This is a genomic window from Yoonia sp. GPGPB17 (genome assembly GCF_037892195.1).
Taxonomy (GTDB): domain Bacteria; phylum Pseudomonadota; class Alphaproteobacteria; order Rhodobacterales; family Rhodobacteraceae; genus Yoonia.
This window is the reverse complement of the sequence record NZ_JATACI010000002.1, coordinates 742538-758493: the sequence shown is the minus strand read 5'-3', so window position 1 is coordinate 758493 and position 15956 is coordinate 742538. Positions and strand designations below refer to the sequence as shown.

Sequence of the window (15956 nt, the reverse complement as noted above, 5' to 3'; positions counted from 1 at the left end):
ACAACATAATGATTTCCAAGGGTGATCTCTAAAATGGACTTCCTCAACGCCATCGTCGCCTTCGCGAACTTTGTCTTTGTTCCCGGCCTTGCCTATGGCGCGCAGCTTGCCATTGGCGCACTGGGTGTCACGATGATCTACGGTATCTTGCGGTTCTCGAACTTCGCCCACGGCGACACAATGGCCTTTGGTACCGCGATTACGATCCTGTTCACCACCGCCTTCGTCGGCATGGGGATCACCTTTGGCCCGCTGCCAACAGCCCTGCTCGCCCTGCCCTTTGGCATTGGCGCGACCATCCTTCTGCTGCTGGGGACCGATTGGGGTGTTTACAAGTTTTACCGCGAACAAAAAGCCTCGCCCGTGATCCTTGTTATTGTATCGATGGGCGTCATGTTCGTTATGAATGGCGTTGTGCGGTTCATTATCGGCGTGCGCGACATCCGGTTTGCCGATGGCGAACGATTCATCATCACAGCGCGCGAATTCAAGGAAATGACCGGCTTGAACGAAGGCCTGGCGATTAAGACAACGCAAGCGATCACCGTCGTCGTTGCACTGATTGCCATGGCGCTGTTGTTCTGGTTCCTGAACAAGACACGGACCGGGAAATCCATGCGCGCGTTTTCCGACAACGAAGACCTCGCCCTTCTGTCCGGCATCAACCCTGATTGGGTCGTCAAGGTCACATGGATGATCGTCGCGGCCCTTGCGACCACTGCTGGTGTGCTCTACGGCCTCGATAAATCCTTTAAAGCCTTCACCTATTTCCAACTGCTCCTGCCGATCTTTGCCGCCGCCATCGTCGGCGGTCTCGGCAATCCATTGGGGGCCATTGCGGGTGGGTTTGTCATCGCGTTCAGCGAAGTCACAATCACCTACGCGTGGAAGAAGGTGCTGACCTATCTGATGCCTGAAAGCCTTGAGCCAGATGGCCTCGTCCAGCTTCTGTCCACCGACTACAAATTCGCCGTCAGCTTTGCGATCCTGATCATCGTACTGCTGTTCCGCCCTACGGGCCTGTTCAAAGGACAATCGGTATGAGTACCCAAGTCAGAGATACCGCCCTTTTTGGTCTTGTCGCCATCCTTTTGATTGGCACCGGGATGATTCAGGGCTGGAATTCAGCCCTTCTGATCCTGAACATGGGGCTAATTTCGGCCATCATGGCACTGGGTGTAAACCTGCAATGGGGCTTTGCAGGGCTGTTTAACATCGGTGTCATGGGGTTTGTCGCCCTTGGGGGCCTCGCCGCCGTGCTGGTCTCAACCGAACCTGTGCCAGAAGCGTGGCAGGCTGGTGGTCTGCGTATCATAGCCGGGTTGGTGTTGGGTGCATTGACTGTCGTTGCAGCTGTGCAAGCCCAAAAGCGCCTTGAAGGCCGCACCAAGACGATTGCGACGCTTGTGATCCTTGTGGGCGGTTTCTTCCTTTATCGCGCCGTCTTTGATCCCGGCAAGGTCGCGGTGGAAGCGGTCAACCCGGCTGTCAGCGGCAATCTTGGTGGTCTGAACCTGCCAATCCTGCTCAGCTGGCCTGTGGGTGGCTTGCTGGCCGCTGGGGCCGCTTGGGTGATCGGGAAGACAGCCCTTGGTCTGCGCTCTGATTACCTTGCGATTGCCACGCTGGGGATTGCCGAAATCATCATTGCCGTGCTCAAGAACGAAGATTGGCTCGCACGGGGCGTCAAGAATGTCATCGGTCTGGATCGGCCCGTGCCATATGAGATCGACCTGCAACAGGACCCCGGGTTTGTGGAACGTGCCGCCAGCCTTGGGCTGGACCCGGTGACCGCATCGACGCTTTACACCAAAGTCGGCTACGCGATCCTGTTCACCATCGTCCTGCTGATCATCCTGTGGCTGGCGCAAAAGGCACTCAACAGCCCCTGGGGCCGCATGATGCGCGCGATCCGTGACAATGAAACGGCGGCCGAAGCCATGGGCAAAGACGTCAAGGGACGTCATTTGCAGATCTTCATCTTGGGCTCTGCCGTCTGCGGCGTTGCTGGTGCGATGATGACAACATTGGATGGGCAGTTGACGCCCGGCACCTATCAGCCGCTGCGCTTTACCTTTCTTGTCTGGGTCATGGTGATTGTCGGCGGGTCCGGCAACAACTTTGGTGCTGTTCTGGGTGGTATGCTGATCTGGTGGCTTTGGGTGCAGGTGGAACCGCTTGGCCTTGGGCTGATGAACATCCTCAGCAGCGGTTTGGAAGATGGCAGCGCGTTGAAAGAACGGATGATCGAGTCCGCGGCGCATATGCGCTTGCTGACCATGGGCGTTGTTCTTTTGCTGGTGTTGCGGTTCAGCCCCCGTGGCCTGATCCCGGAACGCTAACTTGTTCCTGCTGTCTGCCCTGCTAAAACAGGGCAGACCCAACTCTCCGAGGATCCTATGGCGTTGATCTTTCGCTGGCTTGTCCGGCTTGCCTCTGCCCTGATTGTACTTGTCGTCGCTGCGATTTCGCTGGCCTATTATTTCGCCTCCCGGTCCCTGCCCGACTATAACGCCAACAGCGACGTTGCCGGTATCTCGGCACCGGTCGAGATTGTGCGCGACAACGCCAATGTGCCGCATATCTTTGGCGAAACCGATGAGGATGTTTACTTCGCCCTCGGCTATGCCCATGCACAGGATCGCCTTTGGCAGATGACGATGCTGCGGCGCACGGCCCAAGGGCGGCTGTCGGAACTGTTTGGCGAGCGGACCGTTGGCATTGACGAGGTTTTGCGCCGGTTTGATCTCTACACCCTGTCGGTGTCGTCAGTTGATGCGCAAACGGATGAAGCAAAGGCCTATCTCAACGCCTATTCCCGCGGTGTGAATGCGTGGATTGCGGAAGTGAACAAAGGTGCACTGGGCCGCGGTGCACCCGAGATGTGGCTCTTCAACCATGCGATTGCACCGTGGCAACCGGCAGACTCGATTGCCATACTCAAACTGATGGCGCTTGACCTGACATCAGACCTTGAAGATGAAGTGCTGCGCGCCCGGGTCTCGCTTTTGCTCGATAATGATCGGCTCAGTGACATCCTGCCCGACGATCCCACCGGCGGGATCGCGGCCCTGCCCGAATACAGCAGCCTTGTACCCGGTGTTGCGCCTTACACACCCAACATGCGCCTGGCCTATGATCGGCTCTCACCCATTAGACCCGCACCATTGCGGGGTGCATCCAATGCATGGGCGGCCAGCGCGTCGCGCGCGACAACCGGCTCTACGCTGCTGGCCAATGATCCCCATCTGGGTCTGACCGCCCCGTCGATCTGGTATCTGGCGCGGCTGGAGCTTGGGACAGGTGGCATCATCGGCGGAACAATCCCGGGCATGCCGCTGGTCCTGAGCGGGCGCAGCGATGCCTTGGGATGGGGCGTGACCACGGCAGGCGTTGACGATGTGGACATCATGGTCGAAGAGGTGAACCCCGATAACCCCGAAGAATACCGCAGCCCCAACGGTTGGGTCCCGTTCCGCACACGTGACAGCATCATCAACGTCAAAGACGGCTCGGCGGTCACACTGCGCCTGCGATGGACCGCCAATGGGCCGGTCATGCCGCGCGACAAATATGATCTGGGCACAATCACTCCGCCCGGCCATGTGACAGCAATTTCATGGACGGCCCTGTCAGACCGGGACACCACCATATCCGCCGCCTTCGCATTGAACCACGCGCGCACGGTAGAAGAGGCGATTACGGCGGGTGATGCCTTTATCGCCCCGGCGCAGAACCTGACGTTGGCAGATCGCAATCGGATCGCGATGAAAACCGTGGGCGCCATCCCCGCACGTGATGCCAACCACCAAAGCCAGGGCCGCCTGCCCGCCTTTGGGTATTTGCCCGAAAACCGCTGGCAGGGGCGCTTTCCCTACCGTGACAACCCAGAGTTCCTTGATCCACCGGGTGGTATTCTCGGCAACACCAACAACAAGACTGTTGACCGCCCGTTTCCGCGTCACGTCACCCATTCGTGGGGTGACACACAGCGGATCAACCGCTGGCGCCGTCTGATGCAGGCGCGCGAGGTGCATACGCGCGACAGCTTTATCGAAGCACAGCTGGATACGGTCAGCTTCACCGCACGTACGCTCTCCACCCTGATGGGTGCTGACTTGTGGTTCACCGGCGACGCAGCCCCTGATGGCACGCCCGAACGACGGCGCCAGATTGCCCTGAACCTGCTGTCAGCATGGAACGGTGAGATGAACGAACATCTGCCCGAGCCACTGATCTACTCGGCCTGGGTGCGCGCGGTCCAGCAACGCCTGATCCGCGATGAATTAGGTCCGCTGGCCGATGAGTTCACCCACGTCGAACCGGTTTTTATCGAACGCGTGTTCCGCGACATCAATGGTGCAAGTATCTGGTGCGATGTGATTCAATCCGCCCCGGTTGAAACCTGCACCGATATCGCCCGGCAATCACTGGATGACGCGCTCCTCTGGATTGCCGAGAACCATGGCGGCGCGGTCGAGGCTGTACGCTGGGGCGATGCGCATGTGGCGACCCACGATCACCCCGTGCTGGGCAACACACCAATCCTTGAATGGGTGGTAAATATCCGGCAATCGACCAGCGGCGGTGATCATACGCTGCAACGGGCCAAAACCTCTGGCGTTGATCCCTACCCGTTTCAAAATGTGCATGCGGGGGCCTATCGGGGGGTCTATGATTTCGCCGACCCCGACAGTTCAGTCTTCATTACGTCGACCGGACAATCCGGGCATCCGCTGTCACGGCACTACGACAATCTGGGCGAGTTGTGGCGGCGTGGTGAGTACATTCCGATGTCACTCGACCCCGATCTGGCGCGAGCTGCAGCGGTTGGGGTGACTGTTCTGCGACCAACCGGGAATTAGGTCCGCCGGGAATTTCGGTCCTGCCCGCCTTCAAATCGGATCTAGAGTTGCGCATTTCTGTTTGAGGAGTTTGACTTCAAACATACGGATCAAACTGCAAGGAAGTGGCGGACCTGACGGGAGAAAGTTCGAACTCTCTCTTTGAGGTTTTAGAGGACTGGGAAGCCCAGTTGAAGCCACATGAAGCCGATTTGCCGGGGATGGGACCATGAGCCATCTGCGACAATCCTTTCCCGCTTCAACACGTAAACCCCGCCCCGCGGCTCGGAAGAAAAGATCACAATCCGCTCGCAAGAAAACACCGCCGCCATTCTCTCTGCGTCTGACTGAGGAAGAGCGGGAAAAGCTGGACCATGCTGCGGCTGGAACACCGCTTGGCTCCTATATCAAAGCCAAGGCGTTTGACAGTGATCTGTCTCCTCGACGGACACGCGGAACTGCTCCCGTCAAAGACCACGCCGCGCTGGCGCGGGCGCTTGGACTGCTCGGCAACCTCCGTCTGGCGAATAATCTCAATCAGCTTGCCAAGGCCGCGAACATGGGTGCGCTGCCTCTATCGCCGGAAGTCGAAGAGGAACTCATGGCAACCTGCGCGGCTGTGCTGGCCATCCGCAACGAACTAATGAACGCACTTGGCTACGAAAGCGAGGACCGCTCATGATCATCGTCGGCAATCAGCGCGGGAACGGTTTGAAGCTCGCAGCTCACTTGATGAATGATCGCGATAACGATCATGTCGAACTCCATGATCTGCGGGGGTTCACGGCTGACAACCTGCACGGTGCTTTTCAGGAAGCCGATGCGATTTTAAAAGGCACGAAATGCCAGCAGTTCCTATTCTCGCTTAGCATCAATCCTCCTGAGACTGAGAAGGTCTCCATCCATCAATTCGAAACGGCGATTGAACGGGCGGAACGGACGCTCGGGCTGCAGGACCAGGCACGGGCGATTGTCTTCCATGAAGCGTGGGCGGTCTCTGACACGAAGGAAGCCTTTGGCCATGCTCTTGAAGAGAAAGGTTATGTCCTTGCCCGTGGTGACCCGAAACGAAAGCGCTGTGCATGAGCGTGTCGGCACCTATGGTGAATACCACAGCGGTGCACATGCATCGATGGTCCTAGGCAAAGAGATCGACCTGCGCATCTTTTCCAAGTACTGGGCACATGCCTTTGCGATTGAGCAAGAGACGGAGCGTGGTCTGCGCCGCACCTTGCAGGTCTTTGATGCAGCTGGTGATGCTGTACACAAGGTCTTTCTGCGTGAGGATTCCAATCACGATGCGTGGTCGTCTGTTGTGGACAGTCTGGCGATTGACGGCAGTGAAAAACTTGATGTTGCGGAGCGCACACCGCCGGAAGCGCCGAAAGAGAATGCCGCGAAGCGGGACGCGCTCTTGTCTGAGTGGGCCAAAATGACAGACACGCACCAGTTCATGCGTATGACATCCAAACTCGGGACGAACAGGCTGGGAGCCTATCGCATGGTTGCAGGTGAAAGCTGGGTCAGGCCGCTGACCAACGACACACCCTCCCAGCTTTTGGAGGCGGTCGCAAAGGCCGGTCAGGAGGTCATCCTGTTCGTCGGCAATCGCGGCATGATCCAGATCCATTGGGGAACATTGGAGAATATCAAGCCAATGGGTCCATGGCTCAACGTGCTTGATGACCGGTTTGATCTGCACCTCAGAGGTGATCATGTCGCCGAAGTCTATGCTGTTACAAAACCGACAAAGCGCGGTGCCGCCATCTCGATCGAGATGTTTGACGCTGCTGGCATGCTGATTGCACAGGTGTTCGGACAGCGGTCCGGCGAGAATAACGATCTCTCGGGCTGGGAAGAGATTGTCGATGCGCTACCCACAAAGACACTGGAGACGGCGTGATGCTTCGTAAGACATTTTTCGGCGCGGTTTGCCTGGCGCTTCCCTCATTCTTGCAAGCCGAACGTTACCCAACAGCCGATGCAATTGTCTCTGTTGGTGGCCCGATCACGGAGATCATCTACGCTCTTGGTGAAGAAGATCGCATCGTTGCGCGCGACACGACCTCGGTGTTTCCGGAGGCCGTCAATGATCTGCCGGACGTTGGTTACATGCGGCGTCTGTCAGCCGAAGGTGTTCTATCCGTCGGGCCAGATCTCATCATCGCGCGATCCACATCAGGCCCCGTTGAAGCGCTGGATCAGTTGCGGGGCGCTGCAGTGCCTATCGTTTTTGTCGAAGATGGCTTCACCCCAGACGCCGTCCTTGCATCCATTGGCACTGTCGGCGAGGCACTTGGTGTTGAGGACAAGGCCGATACCCTGATCGCGCAGTTGCGGACAGACTTTGCCGCGCTTGACGCGCAACGTGCGGCATCAGACACACCGCTCCGTGTCCTTTTCGCTCTTTCCGTCGATGGCGGGCGTTTGAACGCCTCTGGCAGTGGGACTGGCGCCCATGGCTTGATCGAACTTGTGGGCGGTACCAACGTCATGGCCGAGAGCTTTGAGGGCTACAAGCTTGTCAATGATGAGGCTGTCATCCTCGCCGCGCCAGATGTGATCGTCATGATGGACGGGCGCGGTGATCACAGCGGTCGTGCCGACGAGGTGCTCGCACTGCCGTCGGTAGCACTCACGCCTGCGGGTGAGAATGCGGCATTCCTGACGATCCCCGGCGCCCTTGGTTTTGGGCCGCGCACGCCAGAGCTTGCTTAGGCGATTTGCTTGCGCAGCTCGAAACACTGTCAGTGGGAGAGTAACGCGTGACTTTCAGCAGTTCCCTCGCAGGGCAAAGGCACGCGACGCGCCCACAGGGTGACCGTCGCGTGCTGGCGCGATTGCTGACAGCGCTGCTTGCAGGCGCATTGCTGCTGACAATGCTCTTGAGCCTCGGTTGGGGCGCGGCCTCTGACACGGATGTAGTGGGTGCTCTGATTGGGGCCGATGATGTATCGCTGCGCGATAGAACCATTGTATGGGACATTCGACTGCCACGCACACTTATTGGGGCATTGGTTGGTGCAGCGCTGGCCGTGTCTGGTGCGGTCTTGCAGGGCTTGTTCCGAAACCCGCTTGCGGACCCAGGCCTGGTCGGTGTCAGTGCTGGCGCAAGCTTTGGTGCGGTGATCGCGATCGTCCTAGGCGGTTCGGCACCCTTTTGGCTGCAAGCTTCTCTGGGATCTTTCATGGTTCCCTTCGCGGCCTTCTTGGGTGGCTGGATCACAACGATTCTGCTCTACAGCGTGGCAACACGCAATGGACGCACATCTGTAGCTACGATGCTCCTTGCGGGCCTTGCTCTTGCAGCACTCGCGAGCGCGTTGACGGGCGTTCTCGTCTATTACGCAACAGATGATGAACTCCGTGATCTGACGTTCTGGGGACTGGGATCTGTTGCAGGGGCCAATTGGCAGAAGTTCTGGTCTGCAGCGCCGCTTATCATTGTCTGCCTGCTGGCTGCACCGTTTCTGGCACGCAGCCTCAATGCTTTGGCTTTGGGTGAAGCCGCTGCCGGGCATCTGGGTATCCGTGTCCAGGCCATGAAACGGATCGCCATTCTCACGGTTGCATGCAGTGTTGGTGCCTCTGTCGCTGTAACCGGCGGTATTGGCTTTGTCGGGATCGTCGTCCCCCATCTGCTCCGCCTTGTACAAGGGCCAGACCATAGGGGCCTCCTCATCAACTCAGCTTTGCTGGGTGGTGTCATGCTTTTGCTTGCAGATGCGATCGCACGCACTGTCATTGCGCCAGCGGAGATGCCCATCGGCATCATTACGGCAATCATCGGTGGCCCGTTCTTTCTTTGGATACTGATGCGCAACCGCGCCTTGGTGGATCTCTGAACATGGCGTTGATCGCAAATGACATCGTCGTGCACTTCGGGGCCACGCAAATCCTGCATGGGGTTGATTTTAGCGCATCCGCGGGCACCTTCGCGGCCATCATCGGCCCCAATGGTTCTGGCAAGACTACTCTCCTGCGTGCGATGACTGGCGAAATCAGCTATAGTGGGACCGTCCAGATCAACGGGCAAAATACCCACAGTATCCGCCCTGAGATTCTGGCCAAAGAACGCGCTGTGCTGGCGCAATCCACGCAACTTGCGTTTCCCTTCACGGTTCTCGAAGTTGTGCGCCTCGGGTTGACCGCAGGTGTGGCAACAGGTGACCCGACGGATGCTGCGGACCTTCCATTCCAGGCTCTTGTGCGGGTTGGCCTCGAAGGCTTCGAAGGGCGCTTCTACTCCGAGCTTTCGGGCGGTGAGAAGCAACGGGTGCAGCTTGCACGTGTCCTTGTGCAAATCTGGCTCCCTGTGCTCAACGGTAAGCCAAGGTGGCTGTTCCTTGATGAGCCGGTATCGTCCCTCGACATTGGTCATCAGTTGTTGGTGATGCAGATCGCAGCGGACTATGCGCGCGCAGGCGGCGGTGTTGTTGCCGTCATGCACGATCTCAATCTCACCGCGATGTATGCGCAGAAAGTTACGCTCCTTAACGAAGGTCGTTGTGTCGCAACAGGCGCGCCAGCCGACGTGCTGACCAATGCAAGACTGAGCGAGGCTTATGGCTGCACTCTGGCGATCAATTCAGCGCCAAATGACGGGACACCGTGGATCTTGCCGCACGCCGCACGCTTATCAGGACATGGAGCCATTGCATGACTGACCTCATGACCATTCCCATCCTACGCTCCCCGGATCTGTCCAAAACCTCAGATTTCTATAGCGCCTTGGGATTTGTGCCCGAGCGCATCGGCGAGTACCTCATCGTGCGCAGACCGGGCATTGAGTTGCACTACTGTCCGCCAGACTTCACGGACGGACGCCCAACCGAGAGCAGCTGCTACATTCGCGGTGGAGGTATCGATGGGCTCCACGCCGAGTGGACTGTAGCGGGCGTGGCGGGTCTGACACACATCTATCATCGCCCCTGGGGAATGTATGAGTTTTATATTTCTGATCCGCACGGTTGCCTTTTGAAGTTCGGTCGCTCCGATCAAGAAGGCGATCCGCCAGACGCCTACGAACCTCGCCATCCCGGAGACCCGACATGATAAGAAACCTCGCAGCGGCAATTTTCATGTTGCCAGTGGCAGCGACTGCCGACGGTATGAAAATCGAACTCAATGGCGTTTCAGTGCAAGAAGGTGCGTGCCGCCTTGTCTTTACGGCAGAGTCAGATGCAGGTGTCGAAGGGTTGGTTCTGGAAACCGCCTTGTTTGATACGAGCGGAGCCGTCTTGCTTCTCACACTCTTTGATTTCGTTGATTTGCCCGCGGGCAACCTGCGGGTGCGGCAGTTCGACATTGCGGACCAACCCTGCGCTGAGGTTGGACGCATTCTGTTCAATGGCATTGAAAGCTGCGCAGGCATGGGGTGCGACGCGCCGCTCTCTGTCGCCTCCCGTGTCGAAGCTGTGGAGGTGCTGGGATGATCACTCCCGCCAGAGACCGCATTTTGGGATTGCTTGAGCTTGGCGGACCGGTTGTTGCCCTTCTTCTGGCACTGTCGGTGATTGCGCTGACCGTCGCCATTTGGAAGGCCATCATCTTTATGATGGAAGGGGTCGGACGTGGCGCAGACCATGGTTTCGTCAAAACGATCCTGATGGATATGCGCACCCCCGGCGGTCACGTCGACGTCGCCCGTGCCGAAGCCACTGCACAATTGGATGCCGCATTTGGTGAGATGTCGCGCGGCCTACGTGTGCTGGATCTGACCGCCCAGCTTGCACCACTTCTGGGGCTGTTTGGCACTGTGCTCGGCATGATTGAAGCATTTCAGAACCTGCAGGAAGCGGGCAGCACCGCTGATCCTTCTTTGCTGGCGGGTGGTATCTGGGTGGCTTTGATGACGACCGCCGTCGGGCTATGCGTGGCGATGCCAGCCTCTGTTTTGCTAGCCTGGTTTGACGGGCGTTTGCTTGCGCATCGCCTCGCGGCAAATGTGGCACTTGAAGAGCGGCTGGGCAGCAAGACGCCTGCGAGGGCAGCCACCGGCAATGCGTTGCAACATGCTGGTTAGAAAACGCACGCGGTTGCCGATGACGTCTCTGATTGACGTCATCTTCTTACTGCTCCTATTTTTCATGCTGACCTCAACCTTTTCTCGTTTCGGAGAAATTCCGATCACGCTTGGTGGAGCTGGTGAGGTCGCCAGGACCAATGTAACCGCACCGGTGCTTGTGCGAATAACCGCAAGCGGGCCGAGCATAAATGGGACACAAACAGCGGCATCCGAGCTGGCCGAGGCCGTTTTGATGCTAGCAGAAACCGCACCACAAGTTCTTGTAACAACGACCGGAGACGCAACGGCGCAAATACTTGCGGAAACGTTGCACGCGCTACGCGCGATCCCCGATGCACAAATCGTGGTGCTGGAGTGATGGCTGGTTTTCTGCAGACACAAACAGTTCGGGAGAAAGGAGAACCGACGCTGCCGCTAATCAACATCGTCTTTCTGATGTTGATCTTCTTTCTGGTCACCGCCCAGATGGCGGCACCGCTGGATCCTGGAATTGAGCTGGTGAATACCGAGGATGATGCATTTGTGCCGCCGCCGGACGCGCTTGTCATCGATGCGTTTGGACAGATTACCTTTCGTGGCGTTGCATCCTCACCTGACGCCGCACTCACAATCTTGGCCAGTGAGGCATCTGGCGCACTCAAGGCCCGTATTTTGCCAGATCGGCGCGCACCGGCCGATGCCGTCATAGCGTTAGCGCAGTCCTTGCGCCGCGGCGGTGCCGAGGCGGTCTTCATCGTGACCGAACAGGCGCTTTAGCGATGCACAAGCGGGTCCTTCTTTGCGCAGTCTTGTCCTCTTGCGGCATTCATCTGGCGGTCGCGGGTGTTTGGCCAGAGACGGAAGTGCTCATGGAAGGCGGCGAAATGGCGGGTGAAGTGGCTTTGGGGACCAGCTTCGCCGACCTCGTGGCTAAGCACACTGGAAAGCGCATCACCTGATGGAGAACTAAGCCCGACATCGGCGGACATGCCAACCACGCCGGTTTCTCCGCCGCAGGCAGCCAAAGCGCCTATCAGACCAACGGTGACAACCACAGCGCCACCGGTATCGACAGATACGCAAGCCCCCATCCCGACGCAAACACAGCAACCGACATCAACAGCTCAGGCCGCGCTTAGCGAAAAAGAGACCGCCGTTTCCGAACTGGCTGTCGTTACTTCACGTCCGGCAACCATGGTCGTTACTCCCTCTGAAGGACGCGAGACTTTGGCGCTTACCGTCAGTATGCGCCCAACCGCACGCCCCGACCAACAGTCGGAAACACAGCCTGCGCCAACGCACGATGACGCAGCGCCAGCGCGTCGTGGAAATGCCGAAGTTAATGCTGCACGCGGACAACAGGCCGGATCAGAAGGTGGCACTGTCGCGCAGTCTTCGGGGGCTCAGCAAACTTCTGCGCAGCAGGTCGGCCAGGGCGAGGTCAATGATTATAAATCGCGCGTTGCGTCCCGCGTGATACGCGTTGCTGACCGCATGCGCTCACGTGGCTCCTCCGGTGACGTGGTGGTCGGCATGCAGATTGCGGGAAGTGGCCATTTGGCAGCGGCGACAGTCGTGCAAAGTTCCGGCAATCAGGCAGCCGATACAATCGCGCTGGACGCGATCCGGCGCGCAGCGCCATTTGATCCAACGCCCGGTGGTCAAGGCATCACTTTCCGTTTCGCCGTTAGACTAGTTTCGGACTGATTATAGGCATTGCCCTTCCACATTTGGAACAATCGTTAAAAGTGTGTCGTGCAAGGGTTCGGTCGGAAATATTGGGGTTGATTTTTCCCGATAAAAACTGTCAGGTACGGCTATCAATAGCCAATCCCTTGTCGAGCTCTGTTTTCAGATTTGCCAGATAGGACGCCATCCTGATGCAAAAGAGGTCTCGACATGCCGCATTCCAAAGCGACCAATCACTGTGGCCGCCAACCGCTTCCAAAAGAGGTTCTGAGGTCAGATGCTTAAGCTTCGACTATGTAGAAGACAACATCCTCACGTTGGCGCGGTTCTACTTTCAGTCCTTTGCAGTACCTGAATCACAGGCATGGATGCACGGGCTCGACCTGGCCGAAGCGATGTTTGGTGAAAAGGATGGCCCCGTCATCGCGTTGCGACTTCTCGATGCGTTGCGCTGCATGCGCTTTGCGCGCAAATCTGTCTTCTGCTTTAGCGCGCCAACCTGCGAGGGCTGCGCCGCGATCGTGACCGAGCATGAGCGGCGTCTGATGGCCGCGTTACGAGGTGTGCGTCTTGGTCAGTTGGGTCGGACCCAGACCGAACTGATGATGCTTTGCGAAGGCAACGACATCACGCAAACCGTAGGTGCGTTCGCACGCCTTGCAGCGCTTCTTCCCGAGTTCGAGAAAATGCAGGATGTGTCAGCCTATGTCTAACATATTCAAAGACTTGCTAGCGATGGACCAACTCGCGCAGAAGACGGGTGCGGGGCTGAACCCACGTTTGCGCGAAGCGATTGAGGCAGACCTGCACTTTCACACACGTCGCGCGGGCCCTGATCCGGAAGTGGCACCAGAGGACCTTCCCGAAGAGGTTTCGGTTTTCCCAAAGGCACCCGAGAAGACAAAGAAGCAAGCATGACATTGCACCATGCCGATGTAATGCCACGAGCTGATCAGCTCGATCCGGTCAACAAAGCGTTGTTGCGCCTGAAACAATGGGATGGCGCACCGGTCTGGCAATAGCGACGGGCACCTGGGGTGAGGGGCGCGGCCTTGCCATCGCCAATGCCACGCAGATTTTTGTAGCTGCGATCCTGCGCAGCCGACCTGTGCCACTGAACTATCAGAACCCGCTTGACCTTGATGCAAGGAAACTCTTGGGGTCAACAAAACGGCCCACGGTGTGCGTAAATACCTCTCCACCTATATGGCCGAACGAGGCGCGAACTTGGAGCAGCGCATGGCAATTCTGGGCCACGACACCACCGCACAGACCCGCGACTACAGCAAGACAGCCGATGCCAAAAAGATCATAAGTGGAACACAAATTGACAACTCGTCGGAACCAGTTGCCAAAAACGGCTAAAAACACAATAAAATCAATGGGGTTCTAATGAGGTGGCGGACAGACAGGGATTCGAACCCTGGAGACGGTCTCCCGCCTACACACTTTCCAGGCGTGCGCCTTCGACCACTCGGCCACCTGTCCGTGGGGCGCGGTTTAGCCTCATCACCTACCCTTTTGCAAGACCCTATACATATGTTTGTGAGGGCTCTTTACCTCTCCCCCAACTGCGCTTTACAAATGAGGCTTCGATGATGAGAGGCCAATCAGCAAATGCTTCACGATCCGCCGAAAACCGGCAAAGCTGAAAGGCCAAGCGAGACAACGCGCCTGCAAACGGGTGCATTGATAATTATCGCCTTTGCGGTTGTACTATTCTTGCTCGTGCAAGCGCGGTTCGTTCTGATTTCACTGGCAACGGCGATCATTCTGTTCAGCCTCACCAGTGATGTGATCAACTTTATCGCACGACAGCGCATTGGGCCGTTTCGCATCCCCAACACACTCGCCAGTATTGCGGCGATGGTATTGATTGCGGCGGCGCTGTTGACGCTGAGTTCGATCCTTTTGGCACAGGTCAATACTGTGCTGGTCACCACGTTGTCCTATGCCGAACGCGCGCCCTCAGCGGTTGCATCGCTCTTTTCCTTCCTTGGTGATGATAGCCAGATGGCGGTCTTTAATGCGCTGCAGTCCGTGAACGTATCCAGCTACCTCAGCGGGGCCGCCAGCCAGGCAAGCGGCATGACACAAGGGACGGTGCTGGTTATTCTTTTTGTGGGCTTTCTCTTTGCGGAACGGATCTGGTTTGAAACCAAACTCCTCAGCCTTGTCGGCGATGAGGCGCAGGCGGAACGGGTAGGAAAAATTATCCAATCCATCATCCACCGTGTGAACTACTACCTGCTTGTGAAGACGGTCATCAGCGCCATCACCGGTGCAATGATCTTTGTGCTGGCGCAGGCGTTTGGATTGGAGCTCGCCACATCGCTCGGCATCATTACCTTCGTTTTGAACTTCATTCCCAACATCGGGTCCATCGTGGCGACCGCTTTGATCGCGCTTGTGGCCCATGTTGAAATTGGTGACCCAACCATGACGCTGGCCATCTTTGCCATTGCGGGCGTCATTCAGTTTGTGAATGGCAGCATCATTGATCCGATGTTGATGGGCCGCGCGTTGCGGCTGTCGTCCTTCGGGATTATCCTGTCGCTGGCCTTCTGGGGTGCTGTCTGGGGTATCCCGGGTATGTTCCTGTCGGTGCCAATCATGGTGATGCTGCTTGTGGTCTGCAGTCACGTGCCCAACCTGCGCAATGTGGCGGTGTTGTTGTCACGTGAAGGGCTTCCCAGAATCCGAAAAGATGCTCGATCAGCCGATCGAGCGTGATCTGTTCGGCCAAGACCTGCGCCGCGACTAGCGGTTCGCGCGGGGTGCCGGTGGTGGCTTGTTGGCCAAAGGTTGACGCGCGAAATAGGTCACGTCTTCCGTGAAATATTGATAGCTGTCCGCATTCTCGATCGCGCGTCGCGCATCCCCTTGCGCCATCCGTGAACAATCTGTCCTTGAATAGCAGTGGTCCTCGGTCTGCGCGACGGGCCGAAAGTGGGAAATCTCGTGCACGAGCGTGCCTTCTAACGTGCCATTGTCTGAGCGCCGCTCACCCGGGCGAAGTGCCGTCAAAGGTGGGAGCGTAAAAAACGGTGGGCATAGATGCATCAGGTAGGGCTCATGGGCGTAGACCCATGCGTAGGTGCCGCCGCCACATCCATCATCTGCGGCCAGATCACATTGTGCTGTTACCCCGCCACCGCGCAATGCGGTTACGACGGATTTGAGGTTGGCGCGAACCTGTTCTGCATTCGCTTCGGAATACTCACCAAACCAGCGCTGATAGCTTGGTGTATCGCCCACCGCGACCGCAGCCTTCAGCGTAAGATCCTTGGCGGTGCCTAGCGCCTCATCAATAATCTTTGTTTGCTCTGCATTGCAGCCTTCAAACCGTTCGTCAGCGGTTGCAGGGAAAGCCGTGCCGATCAGCCCGGCCAGAAGAAACGTAAACCGCCACATAG

Annotated in this window: 21 protein-coding genes and 1 tRNA gene; 19 read left to right on the top strand and 3 right to left on the bottom strand. The window is 57.7% G+C overall.

The features are described 5' to 3' along the window. The first annotated feature begins 33 nt into the window (after window positions 1-33). From QTO30_RS04195 to QTO30_RS04130, 14 genes are all read left to right on the top strand, one after another. Entirely contained in the window at window positions 34-1044 is a 1011-nt protein-coding gene (locus QTO30_RS04195; RefSeq protein WP_340422699.1) for a branched-chain amino acid ABC transporter permease, read from the top strand. Further along, complete coding sequence (locus QTO30_RS04190) at window positions 1041-2342, top strand: branched-chain amino acid ABC transporter permease (protein ID WP_340422698.1); 1302 nt, start codon at window positions 1041-1043, stop codon at window positions 2340-2342. The genes QTO30_RS04195 and QTO30_RS04190 overlap by 4 nt, the downstream gene beginning before the upstream one ends. Window positions 2343-2399: 57 nt before the next feature. Beyond that, a complete protein-coding gene (locus QTO30_RS04185; RefSeq protein ID WP_340422697.1) occupies window positions 2400-4865 on the top strand; it encodes a penicillin acylase family protein in 2466 nt (821 codons plus the stop codon). A gap of 208 nt (window positions 4866-5073) precedes the next feature. Beyond that, window positions 5074-5526, top strand: a complete 453-nt coding sequence (gene mobC / locus QTO30_RS04180) for a plasmid mobilization relaxosome protein MobC (RefSeq protein ID WP_340422696.1) — start codon at window positions 5074-5076, stop codon at window positions 5524-5526. Next, the gene (locus tag QTO30_RS04175) at window positions 5523-5930 is read left to right on the top strand and encodes a hypothetical protein (RefSeq protein ID WP_340422695.1); all 408 of its coding nucleotides are present in this window, start codon (window positions 5523-5525) and stop codon (window positions 5928-5930) included. The genes mobC and QTO30_RS04175 overlap by 4 nt, the downstream gene beginning before the upstream one ends. Next, window positions 5887-6747: a hemin-degrading factor gene (locus QTO30_RS04170; RefSeq protein ID WP_340422694.1), complete on the top strand. Its 861-nt coding sequence runs from the start codon at window positions 5887-5889 to the stop codon at window positions 6745-6747. Before QTO30_RS04175 ends, QTO30_RS04170 begins: the two co-directional genes overlap by 44 nt. Further along, window positions 6747-7562, top strand: a complete 816-nt coding sequence (locus QTO30_RS04165) for a heme/hemin ABC transporter substrate-binding protein (protein ID WP_340422692.1) — start codon at window positions 6747-6749, stop codon at window positions 7560-7562. The genes QTO30_RS04170 and QTO30_RS04165 overlap by 1 nt, the downstream gene beginning before the upstream one ends. Before the next feature lie 47 nt (window positions 7563-7609). Next, complete coding sequence (locus tag QTO30_RS04160; RefSeq protein WP_445327128.1) at window positions 7610-8689, top strand: FecCD family ABC transporter permease; 1080 nt, start codon at window positions 7610-7612, stop codon at window positions 8687-8689. Between the two features lie 2 nt (window positions 8690-8691). Then, window positions 8692-9507, top strand: coding sequence for a heme ABC transporter ATP-binding protein (locus QTO30_RS04155; RefSeq protein ID WP_340422691.1), 816 nt, complete (start codon window positions 8692-8694; stop codon window positions 9505-9507). Next, the gene (locus tag QTO30_RS04150; RefSeq protein WP_340422690.1) at window positions 9504-9899 is read left to right on the top strand and encodes a VOC family protein; all 396 of its coding nucleotides are present in this window, start codon (window positions 9504-9506) and stop codon (window positions 9897-9899) included. Before QTO30_RS04155 ends, QTO30_RS04150 begins: the two co-directional genes overlap by 4 nt. Continuing rightward, window positions 9896-10279 (top strand): hypothetical protein, encoded by a 384-nt coding sequence (locus tag QTO30_RS04145; protein WP_340422689.1) that lies wholly within the window; start codon window positions 9896-9898, stop codon window positions 10277-10279. Before QTO30_RS04150 ends, QTO30_RS04145 begins: the two co-directional genes overlap by 4 nt. Continuing rightward, window positions 10276-10869 (top strand): MotA/TolQ/ExbB proton channel family protein, encoded by a 594-nt coding sequence (locus QTO30_RS04140; RefSeq protein ID WP_340422687.1) that lies wholly within the window; start codon window positions 10276-10278, stop codon window positions 10867-10869. Before QTO30_RS04145 ends, QTO30_RS04140 begins: the two co-directional genes overlap by 4 nt. Beyond that, window positions 10859-11230 carry an ExbD/TolR family protein gene (locus QTO30_RS04135; RefSeq protein WP_340422685.1) on the top strand — a complete coding sequence of 124 codons (372 nt, stop codon included), beginning with the start codon at window positions 10859-10861 and terminating at the stop codon, window positions 11228-11230. The genes QTO30_RS04140 and QTO30_RS04135 overlap by 11 nt, the downstream gene beginning before the upstream one ends. After that, a complete protein-coding gene (locus tag QTO30_RS04130) occupies window positions 11230-11628 on the top strand; it encodes an ExbD/TolR family protein (protein WP_340422684.1) in 399 nt (132 codons plus the stop codon). The genes QTO30_RS04135 and QTO30_RS04130 overlap by 1 nt, the downstream gene beginning before the upstream one ends. On the opposite strand, the gene QTO30_RS04125 is transcribed toward QTO30_RS04130, so the two are convergent. Beyond that, complete coding sequence (locus tag QTO30_RS04125) at window positions 11625-11906, bottom strand: hypothetical protein (RefSeq protein ID WP_340422682.1); 282 nt, start codon at window positions 11904-11906, stop codon at window positions 11625-11627. The genes QTO30_RS04130 and QTO30_RS04125 overlap by 4 nt on opposite strands. Here QTO30_RS04125 and QTO30_RS04120 point away from each other — a divergent pair. The 4 genes from QTO30_RS04120 (at window position 11896) to QTO30_RS04105 (ending at window position 13905) form a co-directional block, all read left to right on the top strand. Next, on the top strand, window positions 11896-12558 hold the full coding sequence (locus QTO30_RS04120; RefSeq protein ID WP_340422680.1) for a cell envelope integrity protein TolA: 663 nt from the start codon (window positions 11896-11898) through the stop codon (window positions 12556-12558). The genes QTO30_RS04125 and QTO30_RS04120 overlap by 11 nt on opposite strands. 350 nt (window positions 12559-12908) lie before the next feature. Continuing rightward, window positions 12909-13253, top strand: a complete 345-nt coding sequence (locus tag QTO30_RS04115) for a hypothetical protein (protein WP_340422679.1) — start codon at window positions 12909-12911, stop codon at window positions 13251-13253. Beyond that, the gene (locus QTO30_RS04110) at window positions 13246-13458 is read left to right on the top strand and encodes a hypothetical protein (RefSeq protein ID WP_340422677.1); all 213 of its coding nucleotides are present in this window, start codon (window positions 13246-13248) and stop codon (window positions 13456-13458) included. The genes QTO30_RS04115 and QTO30_RS04110 overlap by 8 nt, the downstream gene beginning before the upstream one ends. Window positions 13459-13722: 264 nt before the next feature. Beyond that, window positions 13723-13905, top strand: a complete 183-nt coding sequence (locus QTO30_RS04105) for a hypothetical protein (protein ID WP_340422676.1) — start codon at window positions 13723-13725, stop codon at window positions 13903-13905. A gap of 33 nt (window positions 13906-13938) precedes the next feature. Here the strand turns inward: QTO30_RS04105 and QTO30_RS04100 are convergent. After that, window positions 13939-14028: transfer RNA gene (locus QTO30_RS04100), tRNA-Ser, on the bottom strand. Between the two features lie 129 nt (window positions 14029-14157). Here QTO30_RS04100 and QTO30_RS04095 point away from each other — a divergent pair. After that, window positions 14158-15273, top strand: a complete 1116-nt coding sequence (locus QTO30_RS04095; protein WP_340422674.1) for an AI-2E family transporter — start codon at window positions 14158-14160, stop codon at window positions 15271-15273. Between the two features lie 27 nt (window positions 15274-15300). Here the strand turns inward: QTO30_RS04095 and QTO30_RS04090 are convergent, their stop codons facing one another. Continuing rightward, a complete protein-coding gene (locus QTO30_RS04090) occupies window positions 15301-15954 on the bottom strand; it encodes a M35 family metallo-endopeptidase (RefSeq protein WP_340422672.1) in 654 nt (217 codons plus the stop codon). Window positions 15955-15956 lie beyond the last annotated feature (2 nt).

Bases quoted from the DNA above. Each gene is read 5' to 3' on its own strand.
- QTO30_RS04195 (WP_340422699.1), top strand. From the start codon at position 34: ATGGACTTCCTCAACGCCATCGTCGCCTTCGCGAACTTTGTCTTTGTT.
- QTO30_RS04190 (WP_340422698.1), top strand. From the start codon at position 1,041: ATGAGTACCCAAGTCAGAGATACCGCCCTTTTTGGTCTTGTCGCCATC.
- QTO30_RS04185 (WP_340422697.1), top strand. From the start codon at position 2,400: ATGGCGTTGATCTTTCGCTGGCTTGTCCGGCTTGCCTCTGCCCTGATT.
- mobC (WP_340422696.1), top strand. From the start codon at position 5,074: ATGAGCCATCTGCGACAATCCTTTCCCGCTTCAACACGTAAACCCCGC.
- QTO30_RS04175 (WP_340422695.1), top strand. From the start codon at position 5,523: ATGATCATCGTCGGCAATCAGCGCGGGAACGGTTTGAAGCTCGCAGCT.
- QTO30_RS04170 (WP_340422694.1), top strand. From the start codon at position 5,887: ATGTCCTTGCCCGTGGTGACCCGAAACGAAAGCGCTGTGCATGAGCGT.
- QTO30_RS04165 (WP_340422692.1), top strand. From the start codon at position 6,747: ATGCTTCGTAAGACATTTTTCGGCGCGGTTTGCCTGGCGCTTCCCTCA.
- QTO30_RS04155 (WP_340422691.1), top strand. From the start codon at position 8,692: ATGGCGTTGATCGCAAATGACATCGTCGTGCACTTCGGGGCCACGCAA.
- QTO30_RS04150 (WP_340422690.1), top strand. From the start codon at position 9,504: ATGACTGACCTCATGACCATTCCCATCCTACGCTCCCCGGATCTGTCC.
- QTO30_RS04145 (WP_340422689.1), top strand. From the start codon at position 9,896: ATGATAAGAAACCTCGCAGCGGCAATTTTCATGTTGCCAGTGGCAGCG.
- QTO30_RS04140 (WP_340422687.1), top strand. From the start codon at position 10,276: ATGATCACTCCCGCCAGAGACCGCATTTTGGGATTGCTTGAGCTTGGC.
- QTO30_RS04135 (WP_340422685.1), top strand. From the start codon at position 10,859: ATGCTGGTTAGAAAACGCACGCGGTTGCCGATGACGTCTCTGATTGAC.
- QTO30_RS04130 (WP_340422684.1), top strand. From the start codon at position 11,230: ATGGCTGGTTTTCTGCAGACACAAACAGTTCGGGAGAAAGGAGAACCG.
- QTO30_RS04115 (WP_340422679.1), top strand. From the start codon at position 12,909: ATGCACGGGCTCGACCTGGCCGAAGCGATGTTTGGTGAAAAGGATGGC.
- QTO30_RS04110 (WP_340422677.1), top strand. From the start codon at position 13,246: ATGTCTAACATATTCAAAGACTTGCTAGCGATGGACCAACTCGCGCAG.
- QTO30_RS04095 (WP_340422674.1), top strand. From the start codon at position 14,158: ATGCTTCACGATCCGCCGAAAACCGGCAAAGCTGAAAGGCCAAGCGAG.
- QTO30_RS04090 (WP_340422672.1), bottom strand. From the start codon at position 15,954: ATGTGGCGGTTTACGTTTCTTCTGGCCGGGCTGATCGGCACGGCTTTC.